Genomic DNA, 17,882 nt, shown 5'->3' on the forward strand with positions numbered 1-17,882 from the left:
TGCGATGCGGTCCGGTTACTGACGGGTACGGTAACCGGCCGCCCGGTCCGCCGTCACCGTCGTTCGCCGAGGAATTCGAGGATGTGCCCGAACACGTCGAGGGCCGCGCCCCGGCCGAGGAACGTGTCCAGGTGGCCGTAGCCGGGAATCTCGGTGTACGCGACGTCCAGCTGTGGCTGTCTGCGGGCCAGTACGTCGTGACAGAGCCTCTGGGAGTCGAGCCACAGACCGTTCTCGCTGCCGGCGAGCAGCAGGACGGGGGTGTCGATTCGGGCCGCCGCGTCCAGCGCGTTCTGCGGCAGCGCCCGGTAGCGGTGGTCGCCGTCGTGCCAGCGCACCACGGTGCGGGCCAGCTCGATACGGCGCAGATGCGGCAGGATCCACAGCGGGGCGGGGCCCAGCAGCTCGGCGAGCCGGTGGTGGGTGGCCTCGGACAGGTGCTCGTGCACGAACAGCGAGGCGCCCGTCCCCCACGCCGAGTTGTGCAGGATCTGGCAGGTCGGATCCGGGCAGCTCGCCCCGCGCGAGGCGAGGGCGAACAGGGGGGTGTACTTCGACCACAGGCCGGCCCTGCGGATGTCGACCGGTATGTGATCGATGCGGGACCTGAGCAGCTCTCCCGCCAGCGACATGCGCAGCGAGGTGCGGCCCGCGAGCTTCGGCGTCAGGAACACGCCCTGGGACACCACACCCGCGAGGCCCGGGACCAGCCCGGCCGTCATACTGAGCGACAGCGTGAGGGAGCCGACGCAGTGGGCGACCACGAACAGCGGCCGGTCGCCGATGCGGCCGCGGATGTGGGAGACGGCCGCCGGGATGTCGTACAGGGCGACGTCGTCGTACGTGTACTTCTGGCCGGTCTCGTTGTACGGCAGCCGGCAGCTGCCCCGCCAGTCGAGCAGCCAGGGCTCGTAGCCGTCGTCGAGCAGGACGTCGACCAGGTTGCGGGTCTCGGGCAGCAGGAACATGTCGGCGGACGCGGTGTGCCCGTGCAGGAGCAGCACGGCGGGGCGGTCCGTGTCGCCGCTGTCCACCCGGGTCAGGCCGAGGCGTACGCCGTCGCCCGCCCGGAAGGGGATCTCCTCGACCCGCGCCGGGTCGAGGCGGTGGTGGAGGGGACGCAGGGTCGTGGTGCTCCTGACCCTGCGGAGCATCGGCCTGGTGCGGGAGTCGGTGCTCCGGAGGATCATCGGTGGTGCTCCGAGGGGGTCGTGGTGCGGCGGAGGTCGAGGAGGTCGGCGGCGGCCCGGGCGAAGGGGCCGAGCAGACCGCGGCCCATCTCCAGGCCGAACCAGGCGAGCCAGGTCAGCTTGGCGGCCCGCTTCTCCTGGCTGGTCAGGCGCGGGTCGACCTTGATGCCGTCGACCTGGTCGCGCAGATAGCTGTCGGCGGGCACGACGAGCTCGCCCGCCAGGGCCGCCGGTGCGCCCTCGCGGCCGATCTCGACGGTGAGCGCCCGGGTCTGGCGCCATACGTCACGACGGGCCCGGGCGTACTTGTGGCCCTCCAGCCACCAGCGGCCGCCTTCCGCGTCACGCAACGCCAGCCGGTAGCTGAGGAGTCGGTGGCGCATACCGTGCCGCTGCGGGATGCCCTCCTCGGGCCGGATCCAGAGGTCGCCGTGCTCGACGACCAGCGGTTCGGGATGAACCGCCGCGCACGTCAACTCGCCGGTGACGTCGACGCGGCGCTCCTTCACCAGCTGGTACATGCTCGCGAGGGAGAGGGTGAGCGCCATCGAGCAGGGAGTGTCGGCGGGGGCTCCGACCGGGCCGACACCGCCCTCGGTCGTCTCGGAGAACCACAGATAGGGCTGGTCGTCCTTGTGCGGCAGCCGGGCCAACCCGTCCTGGGCGAGCCGCTCGAACGTCCTCAGCTGGGCCTGGGCGTCGTAGCGGGCGGCGGGCCGCAATCCGAGCGCCTCGACGAGCGCGGCGGTGCGCTCGGCGGCGGCCGCCGGGCCCTTCAGGGTCGCCTCGCACAGTCTGAGCGCGGTGGGGCTCTGCAACACCCTGGTGAGGAAGGCCAGTTCGGGCACGGGCTCGGCTTCCAGCCGGGCCAGGGCGTGGGTCCGCCACTCGTCCCAGTCCTGTACGCGTACGTGCATCCCGCCGAGCGCCATGTCCCGCACGACGTCGTCGAGGGTGTTGGGTACGCCGGTCAGGTTGTAGTCGTAGCCCCACGCGTCCGGTTCGCAGACGACGCCGACCGCGACCCGGCTCACCCAGTCCACCGGGGCCGCGTTCAGGTGGCTGAAGGCGGGGACCGTGCGGAAGCGGCCGAAGGCCGAGAGGAGACCGCTGCTGAGGTCCTGCGGGTTGTAGGCGCCCGTCCTGGTGTGGCCGCCGATGCCGCCGGGGCGCAGGGCCGTGACGATCAGGCCGTGGTCGCGGGCCCGTCGCAGGGCGACCTCCGCCGCCCACTTCGTCTGGTCGTATCCCGCGACGAGGCGGTCGACATGGGCGAGCGGGTCGTCCTCGCCCATCGCGGTGATGCCGACCTCGTTGAAGACCGCGATGGAGGAGATGTGGTGCAGCGGCTTCGGCCGGCCCGTCGCCGCGAGCTCGGCGAGGGTCAGCGAGCCGACGACGTTGCTCTGCCGCAGCGACTGGTAGCCGCGCAGGAAGTCCACGGCCGCCGCCACGCCGACGACGCTGTCCAGCTCGTGGGTGAGCCTGGTCCACCGTTCGTCGGACAGGCCCAGGTGCGGGCGCCGGATGTCGCCGGGGAGCACGGTCACCCGGCGGCGGACCTCCGACGACCAGGGCAGCTCGTATCTCTTGAGCGCCTCACCGAGCCGCCCGAGGGCCGCCTCCTCGTCGGCGGCGCGGACCAGGCAGTAGACATGGGCGTCGCTGTGCCGCAGCAGGTCGAGGAGCATATGGCTGCCGAGGAAGCCGGTGGCGCCGGTCAGCAGGATCCGACGGGGCGGCAGCGGCTCGGGGTCGCCGGTCCAGGGCAGCCGGTCGGCGAGCGTCAGGTCGGCCAGGATCCGGTCGAGGTCCTCGGACCGGGCCGTGGCGTACGGGGCGGGGGGGCGGCCACCGCGGGGACGGCCACCGCGGGGGCGGTGCGGGGGCCCGGGACGGGGAGGATGCCGGGTGCGGGCGCCGGACGGTTGCCCGCGGCGGACGACGGAGGCGGACTTCCCACCGTGACCGAACCCGAGGTCCCCTCGGACCTGGCTGTACCTGCCGTGTCCGGGGCCCGGATCACCCCGGGCGTGGGCGTCTTCGGTGCGGCCGGGGCCGAGAGGGCGGCCGTGGCGCCCGCCGTCGGCAGCCGGCGGTGGGCCAGGCTGGTCGGGCGGGCGTCGGCGAAGACGTCGTCGAGGGCGATCTCCATGCCCAGCTCGTCCTCCAGCGCGGCGACGAGTTCCACGGCGCCCACCGAGGTGCCCCCGGCGTCGAAGAAGTCGACGTCGGGCGACAGGTGCCCCTCGGGCAGATGCCGGCCCGCCACGGCGGCGATGGCTGCCGCCAGAGCCGCCACGTCAGGGACCGCTGCCGCCGGACCCTCCACGTCCCGGACCGCTGCCGCCGGACCCTCCACGTCCCGGACCACGTCCGGAACCGCCCCCGCCGCAACGCCTGCGGCGGGACCGGTCGGCGTGGGCGCCGCGGCCGTCCTCACCTTGGCCAGCAGGGCGTCCACGCTCAGCCCGCCACCACCCCGCTCGATCGCCTCGGCCGCCGCCCGCTGTCCGGCGTACACCGACGCGTCCTCGTTCATCTCACGCATGAGAGCCCTTCACCCCGTGACTTGTCCTTTCGCGCACTGCCACCACTGCCACCGCCTTCACCCGTCGGCGCCGCCGGTTCACCCCCGCCGCCAGGACCGGAAGGCCCGCAGGTGTTCCGGCGTGACCACGGTCTCCAGACGTTCGTCGTCCTGGTCCCCGCCACCGAGCGCGGCCAGCAGCCGCCGGGCCGGTACGTTGCGCGGAGTGTGCTCCGCCGTCAGTCGGACCTTGACGCAGCCCAGCTCGTCGGCACGGTCGGCCAGCCACCGCAACAGCCGTTCCTCGACTCCCCGGCCGAGCGCCCGGCAGCTCATCAGCCAGGCCAGTACGTCGAGTTGGTCGCCGTCCGCACGGAGGGCGAGCAGCCCGATCTGGCCGTAGTCGCCGAACCGGTCCCGGGCCGCGGCCGTCCACACCTCACCGCGCTCCCGCCACCGCCCGAGATCGCCCCCGTCGGCGGACCGGCCCCGCAGGGTGAACTGATTGGTACGGCGGAGGAGTTGCTCGGCCCGCTCGACATCGGCCCCGGACAGGGCCCGGATGTCGACCTCAAGTTCCAGCTGGGCGAGGAACTCCTCGAATCCGGCCTGCGCGCGCACCGCGTCCCGGTCCCGCTCCTGTTCGTAGAACCGTGCCCGCAGCGCGTCCTCGGCCGTCGCCGCGGCCGGCACGAGCGGCCACAACCTGCCCAGGAATTCCCCCAGTTCGGCCGACGGCGGGCAGGTCACCGACAGCACCTCCGGCAGCGCGGACCGCACTCCCGCGATCTCGACCGGGTTGTCGTCGAGGAACAGGAAACTGTCCGGGCCGAGGCCGAGCGTCCGGGCCGCCTCGGCGAGCCGTGCGGACTTCGGGCCCCAGGTCGCGGAGAGCACGCTGAAGTGTTCGGCCTCGAGCAGGCTGTCCGGGCGGTCCAGGACGGCCCGTACCGTGGCCTCGTCGTTGTTGCTGACCAGTGCCAACAGCGCGCCCGCCGCACGCCACTGAAGGAGTCGGCGGGCGAGCAGGGCACGCGGTCCGGTCAGGTCCACCGCCTCCGGGCCGATCTCCCCGGCCACTCCGCCCCACAGCGTCTCGTCGCCGTCCACCGCGATCACCTTGGGCGCGGGGCGCCGTACCGCACGGACGACGTCGGCGAGGCACAGCGCCACCGCCGCCTGGAAGTGCGGGGTGAAGGGCAGGTGGGCGATGCGCTCGGTCCGCTCGTCGAAGGGTTCCTCGACGGCGTGGCATCGAGTCCAGTCGTCGGGGCGGAGCACCGCGATGCCGGGCACCTCGGCCAGTTCGTCGGCGACCTCGCGCTCCCACCGTGCGAAGCGGCCCCGCGCGTGCGCGGACGGCAGGAAGCCGACGATCAGCGGCTTTCGCGTCCGTTCGGACACGGCGCGCAGCGCGGCCGGGAACGCGGTGCGCAACTCGGCGAGCAGCGCGTCGTCCACCGGGCCGAACCGTTCCATGTCCGCCGCCCGCAGCAGCGCCACGCCCACCGCCGCCGTGGGGTCGGCGAAGACGCCGCAGGGGTCACGCAGGGCGGCGAGCACCTGGTGGTACGGGGCTTCCGCGACGGTCAGGCCGCCGTCCCACGCGCCTTCCTCGACCGCCGCCTCGCACAGCAGGGGCAGATTCCCGAGGGCGAAGGTGGCGGCGAGGGCGAGCGACCGGCGCGGGGGGTGGCGAGTGTCCTCGGGCGCCCCCTCGGGCACGTCCACCGCCGTACCCGACGTCGAACGGACCGCCGGCGTCGCCTCGACCGCCGTATCCGGCATCGAACGGACCGCCGCCGTCGGATCGTCCGCCACCTCCGCGAGCAGCCGCAGGAACCCCTCCCCCAGTTCGACAGAGGTCGCCGCGTCCAGGATGTCGAGGTTGTGGTCGAGCCGGATCCGGCCCGCGTCGGGGGTCATGGTGATCATCAGGTCGAGGTCGGAGTACCCGGTCCCGGCGGGCAGAACCTCCAGGTGGGCGAGACGGCCCGCCGCGGAGCGTACGTAGTTGAAGTACACCTCCACCAATGGCGCGTTCGCCCGGTGCAGCCCCTGTCGCGTGAGGGTCGACAGCACGTCCGAGAACATGGCGCCCTTCGCGCGGACCCGGTCGAGGCGGCCGTCGGTGCGGCGCAGCACCCGCTCGATCGGTTCGCCCGCCCCGGCCTCGGCCGGGAACGGCACCGGCACTCCGAAGAAGCCCACCGCGTCGTACGCGTCGGCGTGGATGCGGGTGTCGACGGGCACGGCGAGAACGAAGCGTTCCTTCTGCCGCATCCTGGCGAGCAGCACGGTCAGGGTGCCGAGGCAGAAGGCGGCGGGCGTGATCGCGAGCGCGCTCGCGGCGGCCGACACCCGTTCCATGAGCCCGTCGGGGATCGTCACGCTCACGCTGCCGGCCCGGTACGAGCGGGTCGCCGGGCGGGGCCGGGCGAGCGTCAGGTCGAGTCGGTCGCTGCCCTGGAAGGCCTCACGCCATGCGGTCACGCCCTCGCCGGGGGTGTCGTCCGTCGGTTGCGCCTCGATCAGGAGATCGATGTCCCGGTTGGTGACGGCGTCGCCGAGCGAGGTGCCGGACAGTTCGGCGTCGAGTTCCCCCGCCACGAGCAGCAGCGACTGCAGGTCGCTCACCGCGTGGTGCGCGCCGAACGCCAGGACCTGGCCCCGGGCACCGGAATCGAGCAGCTCGAAGCGCCACAGCGGAGGGTTCACCAGGTCGAAGGGCGGTTCCAGCAGCCGACGCAGCCGGTCGGCCCCGTCGAGTTCGTCGTCGCCGGGCACGTCCGTCCAGCGCAGCACCGGCCCTGCGAGCTCTCGGTCCACCCGGAGCAGCCGCGCGTGTTCGCCTCCGGCACCGGTCACGATCGCGGTGCGCAGCGCGGCGTGCCGTCCGGCGAGACGGGTGAGGATGTCGGTGAGCTCCTCGCGGGTCGTGGGCGTGGTGAGCCGGAGGGCCAGGCCGACCGCGTGGGCCGCGTCCGGCATGCCCGGCGGGGCGCTGCGCAGCAGTCGTAGGACATCGCGGGTCGCGGGCAGCAGTTCGCTCTCGGGCACCTCGACGGCGGCCTCGGGCCGCCGCGCCTCTGGCCGCCGTTCCCCGGCCTGCGCGGCGGTGTCCCGTTCGGGCAGCACCTCGCCGAGCGCCCGGGCCAGGCCGCGGATGTCGGAGGCGGAGAACACGGTGGCGGCCGGGAGTTCGGCGCCCAGCTCGCGGGCGAAGGCGTTGCGCAGCCGGACGAGCATGAGGGAGTCCAGGCCGAGTTCCTTCAGGGCCGTGGTCGCGGAGACGTCCACCGTGCCTTCCGAGACCTGGCCGACCCGGGCCCGTACATACGCTTCGAGGCGGTCCGCGCGGTCCCGTTCCGTCGTCGCCGCGAACACGCTGGCGACGAGGTCGTCCGCGCCGTCACCGCCGGTCGGTACGGTGATCAGGTCACCGAGGATCGGACGGGTGCGGGCCGCGTCCGGGTCGTGCGCGAGGGTCTCCCAGTCCAGGGCGAGGGGGGCGAGTTGGCGGCGGGAGGTGGCCAGCACCCGTTCGAAGAGTTCGCCCCCGTCCTGCGGGGAGAGCGCGAGCAGCCCGGACCGGCCGGTCTCGGCCGCCCGGACGCCGGACTCGGCGACCATGCCCACGCCCGCCCAGGCGCCCCAGTCCAGGCTCAGGGCCCGGCGGTCGGCGCGGGAGAGGTGGTGCGCCCAGGCGTCGAGGAAGGCGTTCGCCGCCGCGTACGGGCTCTGTCCCGCGGAGCCGAGGAGACCGGCCGCCGAGGCGAACAGGACGAGGCTCTCGGCCTCCGGGATCAGTTCGGTGAGCAGCGTGGTGCCGAGGACCTTGGGGGCGAGCACGCGCAGGACGCGCTCGTCGGTCAGGTTCGCCACCGTCGCGTCGTCGAGGACACCGGCCGCGTGAACGACTCCGGCGATCGGCCCCGCTTCCCGTCGTACGGCGCCCAGGGCTGCCGTCAGTTCCTCGCGGTCGGCCACGTCGGCGCGGGCGAGGTGGACGGTGGTCCCGTGTCCTTCGAGGCCCCTGATCCAGCTCGCGGTGCGCGCGTCGGGCTCGCCGCGGCTCATCAGGGCCAGTCGGCGGGCGCCGCGGCGGACCAGTCGTTCGGCGACGACCCGGCCGAGGCCGCCCAGACCGCCGGTGATCAGGTACACCCCGTCGGAGGTGACCTCGCCGTTGCCGCCGTCGTCGGGGCGGGTGCGGGCCAGGCGCGGGACCAGTCGGCCCGACTCCCGCAGCGCGACGAGCCGTTCGTCGTCCGCGTGCCGCAGCTGTGTCCACAGGGCGTCGACACCGTCGTTGGGCGGCAGGTCGATCAGGGTGGCCGACAGCTCCGGGTACTCCTGCGCCACCGCGAGGCCGAAGCCCCAGGCGAGGGCCTGCTCAGGGTGCGTCACCCGCGTGCTGTCACCGGCGGCCTGGCTGCCGCGCGCGACGACGAACAGACGGGGGGCCCGGCCCACCGGCCGGTCCGCCAGCGCCCGTACCAGGTGCAGCGTGCTCAGGCAGCACAGCCGCGCCGCCTCCTCGGCCGTACCGGCATCCGTGATCGCCGGGGCGTCGAGCGCGGACAGCTGGACCACCCGCTCGGGCGGCCCGTCGGGGAAGGCCTCGTCCAGGAGGCGGGCCAGGTGCCGCGGATCGGCGGGGTCGAGCACGTAACGACCGGGTCCGTCGACGCCGAACGACTCACCCCTGCGGGCGATCACCCACGGCACGCTCGAGCCGAGCCGCTCCGTCAGTTCGGCCGCGACGCCCGTGTCGTCCGCCAGGATCAGCCCACCGCCCTCGGCGGGCGGGTGTTGTGCCGCCGGACGCGGCTGCCAGTGGGTCTCGAAGAGCGCGCCGTCCAGCGGAGACAGCGCGGCCAGTTCGAACTCTCTTGCCTCAAGGACCAGTTGCTCGTCCTCGTCCCACAGCCGCAGGTCCACGGTCGCCGTGTCGCCGTCCACGGAACGCAGTCGGCAGGTCGCCCACACGGGGGCCGTGCGCAGTCCGGTGAACGTCAGTCGCCCGACGGCCGCGGGCACGAACGCCCGGCCCTCGGGCGCGCCGCCCGGCAGGGCGGCCGTGTGGAAGGCCGCGTCGAGGACGGCGGGATGCAGCAGATGTCCGGCGGCGGGCGTGTGGGCCAGGCGGCCGAGGGCGGCCACGTTCGTACGGCGGCCCTCCTCCAGCCCCCGGAAGGCGGGGCCGTAGTCGATGCCCAGGGCCGCGAGCCCGGTGTAGACCGCCGCCAGATCGACTTGCTCGTCGCACCGTTCGCGCACGGCGTCGAGCCGCTCTTCGTCGTCGGTGGCGGTTTCCGTGGTGACCGCGAGACGTCCGCTGACGTGCCGCTGCCACGGCGCGCCGTGCCCACCGGAGGGTGTCGAGGCGATGGTGAAGTCCCGGAAGCCGTCCTCGGCCGGGCTCAGGACCAGTTGCAGCCGTACGGGCCGGTCCACCTCCAGCGGCAGCGGCTGTTCGAACCTGACGTCGGCCAGCCGTACTTCGCCGCCGCCCCGCAGCGTGGACGCGGCCTCCAGGGCCATGTCGAGGAAGGCGGCGCCGGGCAGCCAGACCTCACCGGTGACCCGATGGTCGGTGAGATAGGCGAAGCGGCTGTCGTCGAGGTCGACGTCTGCCTGGAAGAGGTGCCGGTCGGGTTCGTCGCTGGCCTCCAGATGCGTGCCCAGGAGCGGTGATCCGCCGGCCGAGGCGGTGGCCGGGGCGGGCGCGAGCCAGTGGCGTTCGCGGGTGAAGGCGTAGGTCGGCAGGTCGACCCGGCGGCCCTGCGGGAACAGCAGCGGCCAGTCGGGCGTGTACCCGGCCGTGTACAGCTCTCCCAGCCCGTGCAGCAGTACGTCGTGTCCGTCGCTCTGCCGGCGCAGCGAGCCGACGCCGACCGCGTCGATCCCGGCCTCCGCCGCCACCGCCTCGATCGACGAGGTGAGCGAGGGGTGCGGGCTCAGTTCGACGAAGTAGCGGTAGCCGTCGTCCAGCATCCGTCGGACCGTGTCCGCGAACCGGACCGGCTCCCTGAGGTTGGCGTACCAGTGGTCGGCGTCCAGCCGGTCGCCGGGGACGGGTTCGGCCAGCACCGCCGAGTACAGCGGGGTCGGTGTCCGCACGCCCCTGACGCCGGAGAAGCGGTCGAGCAGCTCCGCGCGGAGCGGGTCCATCAGGGGGGTGTGCGAGGCGAACGGTGTCGTCAGCGGGCGTGCGGCGATGCCCCGTTCGTCGAGGCGCTCGCGCAGCTCGGCCAGTGCGTCGACCTCGCCGGAGACGGCCGTGGACCGGGCGCTGTTGACCGCCGCGACGAACAGGCGGCCCGTGAACGGCGCGAGCAGCTCCTCGACCCGCGCGGGCGGCAGCTCCAGGGACAGCATGCCGCCCTTGCCGACCAGCGGTACGACCGCCTGTCCGCGTCCGGTCACCACGGTCACGGCCTCGTCCAGGGTGAGGGCGCCCACGCTGTACGCGGCGGCGATCTCGCCCAGGCTGTGCCCGACGACGGCGTCCGGGCGGACGCCGAGCGCGCGCCAGGCGGCGGCCAGTGAGGCGTTGACCGCGAACAGCACCGGTTGCAGGAACTCGGTGCGGCCGAGCGGGGCGAACTCCTCCGGCGCCCGCAGGGCGTTGAGCACCGACCAGCCGACCCGTCGGCGAACGGCCTCGTCGACGCGGACCAGCTCTTCGCGGAACGCCACCGACCCGGCCATCAACTCGACGCCCATTCCGGGCCATTGACCGCCGTGCCCGGCGAAGACGAACGCCACCTTGCCCGTCCCGTCGTCGCGGGGCGCGGCGAGGGGCGCCCGTCCCCTCGCCAACGCGTCCAGTCGCAGCAGCAGTTCGTCCCGGTCACCCGCGACGAGGGCCGCGCGCCGTTCGAAGTGGCTGCGGTGCCGGGCCAGGGTGTGCGCGACGTCGGGGAGGGCGATGTCCTCGCCGGCCTCCTCGGTCAGGTGGTCGGCCAGTCGCGCGGCCTGCCCCCGCAGGGCGGCCTCACTGCGTCCCGACAGCGCGAACAGCCGCTTCCCCGCCGGGATTTCGTCCTTCTCGTCCGCCTTCTCGACCGGCGGGGCCTCCTCCACGATCACATGCGCGTTGGTCCCGCTGATCCCGAAGGCACTCACTCCGGCCCGTCGTGTCCGCCCCGGCGACGACGGCCAGGGCGCCGTGTCCCGCACCAGCCGCAGGCCGCTGTTCTCCCAGTCGACGTGCCTGCTGGGTGTGTCGGCGTGCAGGGTGCGCGGCAGGGTCCGGTGGCGCAGCGACTGCACCACCTTGAGGAGGCCGATCACACCCGAAGCAGCCTGCGCGTGTCCGATGTTGGACTTGAGCGAGCCCAGGTACAGGGGGTGGTCCTGCGGGCGTGAGTCGCCGAAGACCTCCGCCAGGGCGTTCGCCTCGATCGGGTCACCCAGCGTGGTGCCCGTGCCGTGCGCCTCCACGTAGTCGATGTCGGCGGGCTGCAGCCCGGACAGCTCCAGGGCCCGCCGGATCACCTGTTCCTGCGCCGGGCCGTTCGGCGCGGACAGCCCCTGGCTGCGGCCGTCCTGGTTGACGGCCGTGCCGCGCAGCACGGCCAGCACCTCGTCACCGTCGCGCCGGGCGTCGCTCAGTCGCTTCAGTACGACCATGCCGGCGCCCTCGGCCCATATGGCGCCGTCGGCGTCGTCGGAGAAGGAGCGGCAGCGGCCGGTCGGGGACAGGCCCCGCAGTCGGCTGAACTCCACGAAGGTTCCCGGGGTCACCATCACCGTCACGCCACCGGCGAGCGCGAGGTCGCACTCTCCGGCTCGCAGCGCCTGCGCCGCCAGGTGCAGTGCCACCAGCGACGAGGAGCACGCCGTGTCCACCGTCAGCGCGGGGCCGGCGAGCCCCAGCACGTAGGCGAGCCGCCCCGAGGCCACGCTCAGCGCCGAGCCCGTACCGACGTACCCGTCCAGCTGGTCGAGGCGGGACCCCGCCAGATAGTCGCTGCCGAACATGCCGACGTACACACCGGTGGCGCTGCCCGCGAGTTCGGCGGGCACGATCCCGGCGCGCTCCAGCGCCTCCCAGGCCGTCTCCATCAGCAGGCGTTGCTGCGGGTCCATCGCGGCCGCTTCCTTCGGGGTGATCCCGAAGAAGCCCGCGTCGAAGGACGTCAGGTCGTCGTCGTTCAGGAAGCCGCCCTCATGGGCGTACGACTTGCCGACGGCGTCCGGGTCCGGGTCGTACAGCGCCGCCACGTCCCAGCGTTCGGCCGGGAAGGGGCCCACCGCGTCGCGCCCCTCCGCGACCAGGGTCCACAGGCCTTCCGGATCGCTCACACCGCCCGGCAGCCGGCAGGCCATGGCGACCAGGGCCACCGGTTCGTCGGCGGCCGGCGTCGTGACGCGTGTGGGACGTGTGGCGGGAGTGGTGCGGTCGCCCGCCGCGAGGGCGGTGGACAGCAGGTGCGCGGCGAGCCGGGCCGCGGTGGGGTGGTCGAACAGCAGGGTGGCCGGGAGCTTGGCACCGATCCGGGCGCCGATGCGGTTGCGGAGTTCGACCGCCGTCACCGAGTCCATGCCGAGTTCGCGCAGCGGCTGGTCGGGGCGGACGGACTCCGTCGAGCGCAGGCCGAGGGCGCGGGAGATCTCCTCGCGGACCAGGGCCAGGACACGTTCGGCGCGTTCGGCCTCGGGCAGCCGGGCCAGGCGGTCGGCCAGACCGTCGCCGCCGCTGCGGCCGGTGCGGGGGGCGGGCAGCAGCGAGCGCCACACCGCCGCCGTACTGCCGACGCCCGTGGTGGCCGCCGTTGCCGCGGTCTCGCGCAGGCGTGGTAGGTCCAGGGCCCAGGCGACCAGGTGCGGGGCGCCCTGCCGCAGGGCGAGCTCGACGAGTTCGCGGCCCTGATCGGGGGTGAGGGCGCGGTGGCCGAGCCGGGCCATCCGGTTCAGGTCGGCGTGCGCGGCGGCGAGACCCTCGCCCGCCCAGGCGCCGAAGGAGAGGGACACGCCGGGCCGGCCCAGGGCCCGCCGGTGGTGGGCGAGTTGGTCGAGGAAGACGTTGGCCGCCGCGTAGTTGCCCTGTCCCGCGTTGCCGACGACTCCGGCGGCCGAGGAGACCAGCAGGAACAGGTCGAGTCGCGCGTCGGCGGTGAGCCGGTGCAGGTGGGCGGCGCCGTCGACCTTGGGGCGCAGTACCTGCGCGAGGCGTTCGGGCGTCAGCTCGGCGACCACCCCGTCGGCCAGGACTCCGGCGCAGTGCACGACACCGCGCAGCGGCGACTCCTCCCCGATACGGCCGAGCAGCCCGGCCACGGCCGCCGCGTCCGCGATGTCGCAGGCCGCGACCTCGACCTCGACGCCGAGCGCGGTCAGTTCGGCGGCGACCTCGGCGGCGCGTGGATCGTCCGGTCCTTGACGAGACGTCAGAAGTAGGCGCGGAACGCCGTGTTCGGCGAGCAGCCGGGCGATGTGCCGCCCGACGGCACCGAGACCTCCGGTGATCAGCACCGTGCCGTCGGTGGGTACGAGGGCGGGGCGGCCGACCGGGTCGGGGACGACCGGGGTGCCGGTCGCGTCCCGGTCGCGGGCGCGGACGAGCCGCGGCGCGAGCAAGGTGCCCGCGCGGGAGGCGAGTTCGGGCTCCTCGGGGCGGGTGGCGGCGGTCAGGAGCACGTCCGCCGGGTCGGAGTCGTCGAGGTCGAGCAGGGTCAGGCCGAGTTCCGGGTGTTCGGCGCGGGCGCTGCGGGCGAGCCCCCACAGCACGGACTGGGCGAGGCCGGGCACGGTGTCCTCGTCGACGGCCGCGACCGCACCGCGCGTCACCCACACGGTCCGGGCGGGTGCCGCGTCCTGCGGGAGGGCGATCAGGGCACGCAGTTCGGCCAGGGCCGAGGCCGCCAACTCCTGTGCCGCCGCGGACGGTTCGACGTCCGTCGCCGGGCGCGGCCAGAACCGTACGAACACGTCGACGCCGCCCGCCCCGCTCACGTCCGCGCCGCCCGTCCCGCTCCGGACGTGGGTCCTCCCCGCCTCCGCGAGGCCGCGCAGGGCCCCGGCGACCTCCGGGTCCGAGGGGGCGCCGACGACGGCCCACTCGGTGCCCGCCGCCGCGTCGGGCTGTTCGGGTACGGCCGTCCAGACCACCTCGTACAGGTGCCGGGCGTTCTCCGAGGCGCCGTTCAGATCAGCCGGGTCCGCCGCCCGCAGTCGTACGCCCTCCAGACGACCGGCCGGGAAGCCGTCGGTGTCCCACAGCGCGACGTCCAGGGTGAGGTCCGTGCCGGAGCCGCCCGTGCGTCGTACGGCAGCGGTGAGGTCCCTCGCGCCACCGGGCGGCAGGACGCACCGGCCCACCGCGACCGGGAGCAGCACCCGACCGTCGGACGCGTCGAGCCCGGCGGCCACGTGCAGCGCGGCGTCCAGCAGGGCGGGGTGGAGGGGGTACGGGTCTGCCGCGTCGCGGGCCGTGGGCGGCAGCGAGAGCCGGGCCAGCAGTTCGCCGTCGCCGGTCGTGACCGCCGACCGTACGCCCTGGAAGGCCGGGCCGTAGCCGAGGCCGAGCGCGGTGAGCCGCTCGTACGTCTCCGGGGTCCAGGCCGGTTCGGCGGCCTCCGGCCACACCGGGGGCCGATCCGCCGTCGGCGCGGCGGGCGCGGACGCGGACGCGGTGGCGTGCAGGGTCCAGCCCGTGGCCTCTTGGGCGCGCGGGCGGCTGTGCACGGTGATCTCCGGCAGGGGGCCGGCGGTGACCACCTCGACGGACACCTCGACCGTGCCGGAGTCGGGGAGGGTGAGAGGGCTGAGGAGGAGCAGATCGGTGAGGTCGGCCGGGTCGTCCGGGCGGGCCACGGCGAGTGCGGCGCGGCAGAGTTCGATCAGGGTGGTGCCGGAGACGACGGTCCGGCCGAACACCGTGTGGTCGGGCAGCCAGTCGGCGGTGTCCTCCGACCACTCGCCCCGGAAGGTCCAGCGGGTCTCGTCCGGCGACTGGAGCTGGATCCCGAGCAGGGGGTGCGCGGCACGGTCGAAGAGGCCGGAGGCACCGGTCGTGGACTCGGGCTCGATCCAGTGGCGCCGCGGATCCCAGGCGTACGTCGGCAGGTCGGCGGGGGCGGTGTCGGGGACCAGCCGGCGCCAGTCGATCCGCCGTCCGTGGACGTGGAGTTCGGCGGTGGCCCGGTCCAGGCAGGCGGGTCCGTCCTCGTCGCGGCGCAGCGAGCCGACGGCGACCAGGTTCTCGTGGCCGGAGTCCTCGGCGACGGTGTGCAGGGCGGTGACGAGGGAGGGGTGGGGGCCGAGTTCGACGAAGCAGCGGTACCCGTCCGCGGCCATGCGCTCCACGGTGGGTGCGAAGCGGACGGGTTCGCGCAGATTGGTGTACCAGTAGTCGGCCTCCAGCTCCTCGGTGACCGGCTCGCCGGTGACGGTGGAGTACCAGGCGACGGAGGTCGGGCAGGTGGTGACGCCGTCGAGTTCGTCGAGGACCGTCGCGCGGACCGGCTCCACCCCGGGGCTGTGGGAGGCGTAGTCGACGTCGAGGCGGCGGGCGAAGACCTGCTCGCGGTCGAGGTCGGCGAGCAGGGTTTCCAGGGGCTCGACGTCACCGGCGATCACCGTCGAGCGGCCGCTGTTCACGGCGGCGACCCATACCCGTCCGTCGAGGTCGGCGAGACGGTCCTCGACCTCGTCGTGCGGGAGGGCGACGACGGCCATGGTGCCGGTGCCCGACAGCCCGGTCAGGGCCTGGCTGCGCAGGGCGACCACCGCGGCGGCGTCGCTCAGGCTGAGCGCGCCCGCGACGCAGGCCGCGGCGACCTCGCCCTGGCTGTGCCCGACCACCGCGTCCGGCCGTACACCCCGGGCCCGCCACACCGCGGCCAGGGACACCATCACGGCGAACAGGACCGGCTGCACGACGTCCGCGCGGTCCAGGGGCGGGGCGCCCTCGGCACCACGCAGGACGGCCGCCACCGACCAGGTGGTGAAAGGGCGCAGGGCGGCGTCGCAGCGGTCGAGTTCGTCCGCGAACACCGGGTCGCGGTCGAGCAGGTCGCGGGCCATACCAGCCCACTGGGAGCCCTGGCCGGGGAAGACGAACGCCAACTTGCCGGTGGGGACGGTCTGCTGGGGTCCCACGACCGTATCGATACCAGTACCAGTACCAGTACCAGTACCGGTGTCGGTGTCGGTGTCGGTTGGGCCCTCGGCGAGTGCGCGCAGGGCGGTCAGCAGGCCGTCGCGGTCGGTCGCCCGCACGACGGCCCGGTGCTCGAAGTGCGTGCGGTGGTGGGCCAGCGTCGCGGCCACTTCGGGCAGCGTCGGCCGCGGCTGTGCGTCGAGCGCTTCGAGGAGGCGGGCGGCCTGGCCCCGGAGGGCGGGGAGGGTACGGGCGGAGAGCGGGAAGAGGGTCGCGCCGGGGAGGTCCGCCAGGGGTGTCCCGGTGGCCGGCCGTACGAGGTCCCGCGGCGCCTCCTCCAGCACCACGTGCGCGTTCGTACCGCTGATCCCGAACGCGCTCACCCCGGCCCGCCGCACCCGGTCGCCGCCCCGCGGCCATGTCCGGGCGACGCTGTGCACCCGCAGGCCGCCGCCCGCCCAGTCCACGTGCTCGGTCGGGGTGTCGGCGTGCAGCGAGGCGGGGAGCAGTTCGTGGCCGAGGGCCAGGACCGTCTTGATGACACCGCCGATGCCCGCCGCGGCCTGGGTGTGACCGATCTGGGACTTGAGGGAGCCGACACCGAGCGGCCGGTCGGCCGGGCGCCCCGGCCCGAAGACGGCGGCGAGCGCCCGGCCCTCGATGGGGTCCCCGAGCCGGGTGCCCGTGCCGTGCGCCTCGACGTGGTCCAGGTCGTCCGGGCGGAGTCCGGCCGCGCCGAGGGCGGCCCGCACCACCCGTTCCTGCGCCGGGCCGCTCGGGGCGCTCAGGCCCTGGCTGCGGCCGTCCTGGTTGATCGCCGACCCCTTGACGACGGCGAGGACCCGGTCGCCGTCGCGGCGCGCGTCCGCGAGCCGCTTGAGCAGCACCAGACCGCAGCCCTCGGCCCACACCACGCCGTCCGCGTCGGTCGAGAACGGGCTGCACCGCCCGGACGGCGACAGCCCGCGCAGCCGACTGAACTCGACGTGTCCGCGCGGGGTGACAAGGAGCGTCGCGCCGCCCGCCAGCGCGAGGTCGCACTCGCCGCTCGCCAGCGCCCGCGCGGCCAGGTGCAGGGCGACGAGGGAGGAGGAGCAGGCGGTGTCGACGGTGACCGCCGGGCCCTGAAGGCCGAGGGTGTAGGCGATGCGTCCGGAGGCCACACTGGACGCCGAACCGGTGCCGACGTGCCCGTCGAGCCGGCCGAGCGCGGCCGAGGCCTGGTAGCCGCTGTCGTACAGCCCGATGTAGACGCCCGTGGAGCTGCCGTTCAGGGTGTCCGGGACGATCCCGGCGCGCTCGATGGTCTCCCAGGCGGTCCTGAGCAGCAGCCGCTGCTGGGGGTCCATGGCCGCGGCCTCGCGCGGTGAGATCCCGAAGAAGTGCGCGTCGAAACGGTCGATGTCGGAGAGGAAGCCGCCGCGCAGGGTGTACGCCGTGCCGGGGGCCTCCGGGTCGGGGTCGTAGAGGCCCCGGGTGTCCCAACGGCCCGCGGGCACCTCGGTGATGGCGTCCTCGCCGGAGGCGAGCAGCCGCCACAGCGCCTCGGGGTCGTCGGCGCCGCCGGGGTAGCGGCAGCCCATGGAGATGACGGCGATGTCCTCGTCGCCGCGCACGGGCGCGTCCGCCGGCGGCGGCGCCGCCGCGCCGACGGGTCCATCGTCGAGGACCGCCGCGGCGAGCGCCGCGACGGTGGGGTGGTCGAAGACGAGGGACGGCTCCACGGGGCGGCCGATCCGACCCGAGAGCTCCGCGGCCAGGGTCACCAACTGGCGAGATCCCAGGCCGAATTCGGCGATCGGCCGCTCGGGGTCGACGGCCAGTGGGTCGAGCCCGGCCGCCTCGGCGACGGCCGACGTCAGCCAGGCCCGCACGTCCTCGGAGGTCACGTCCTCGGAGGTCGTGAGGGACATCTCGGGGAACTGCTTCGGGGACTCGCTCGCAGGCATCGGGAAAGGTGTCCTCGTGAACTCGGGTCAGGCGGATTCCGTACGACGGGTACGGCGACCGTGGACGGCGACCGTGGACGGCGACCGGTCGACGGTGA

Annotated in this window: 4 protein-coding genes; all 4 read right to left on the minus strand. The window is 74.4% G+C overall.

Features of this window, described 5'->3' with window-relative positions:
* Positions 1 to 53: 53 nt before the first annotated feature.
* On the minus strand, positions 54 to 1,190 hold the full coding sequence (locus AAFF41_RS07810; protein ID WP_319745635.1) for an alpha/beta hydrolase: 1,137 nt from the start codon (positions 1,188 to 1,190) through the stop codon (positions 54 to 56).
* Positions 1,187 to 2,881, minus strand: a complete 1,695-nt coding sequence (locus AAFF41_RS07815; protein ID WP_343323750.1) for an SDR family oxidoreductase — start codon at positions 2,879 to 2,881, stop codon at positions 1,187 to 1,189. The genes AAFF41_RS07810 and AAFF41_RS07815 overlap by 4 nt, the downstream gene beginning before the upstream one ends.
* A gap of 95 nt (positions 2,882 to 2,976) precedes the next feature.
* Positions 2,977 to 3,741: an acyl carrier protein gene (locus tag AAFF41_RS07820; protein WP_343323751.1), complete on the minus strand. Its 765-nt coding sequence runs from the start codon at positions 3,739 to 3,741 to the stop codon at positions 2,977 to 2,979.
* A gap of 78 nt (positions 3,742 to 3,819) precedes the next feature.
* The gene (locus AAFF41_RS07825; protein WP_343323752.1) at positions 3,820 to 17,784 is read right to left on the minus strand and encodes an SDR family NAD(P)-dependent oxidoreductase; all 13,965 of its coding nucleotides are present in this window, start codon (positions 17,782 to 17,784) and stop codon (positions 3,820 to 3,822) included.
* Positions 17,785 to 17,882 lie beyond the last annotated feature (98 nt).

Origin of the sequence: Streptomyces mirabilis (genome assembly GCF_039503195.1) — a bacterium.
GTDB lineage: Bacteria > Actinomycetota > Actinomycetes > Streptomycetales > Streptomycetaceae > Streptomyces > Streptomyces mirabilis_D.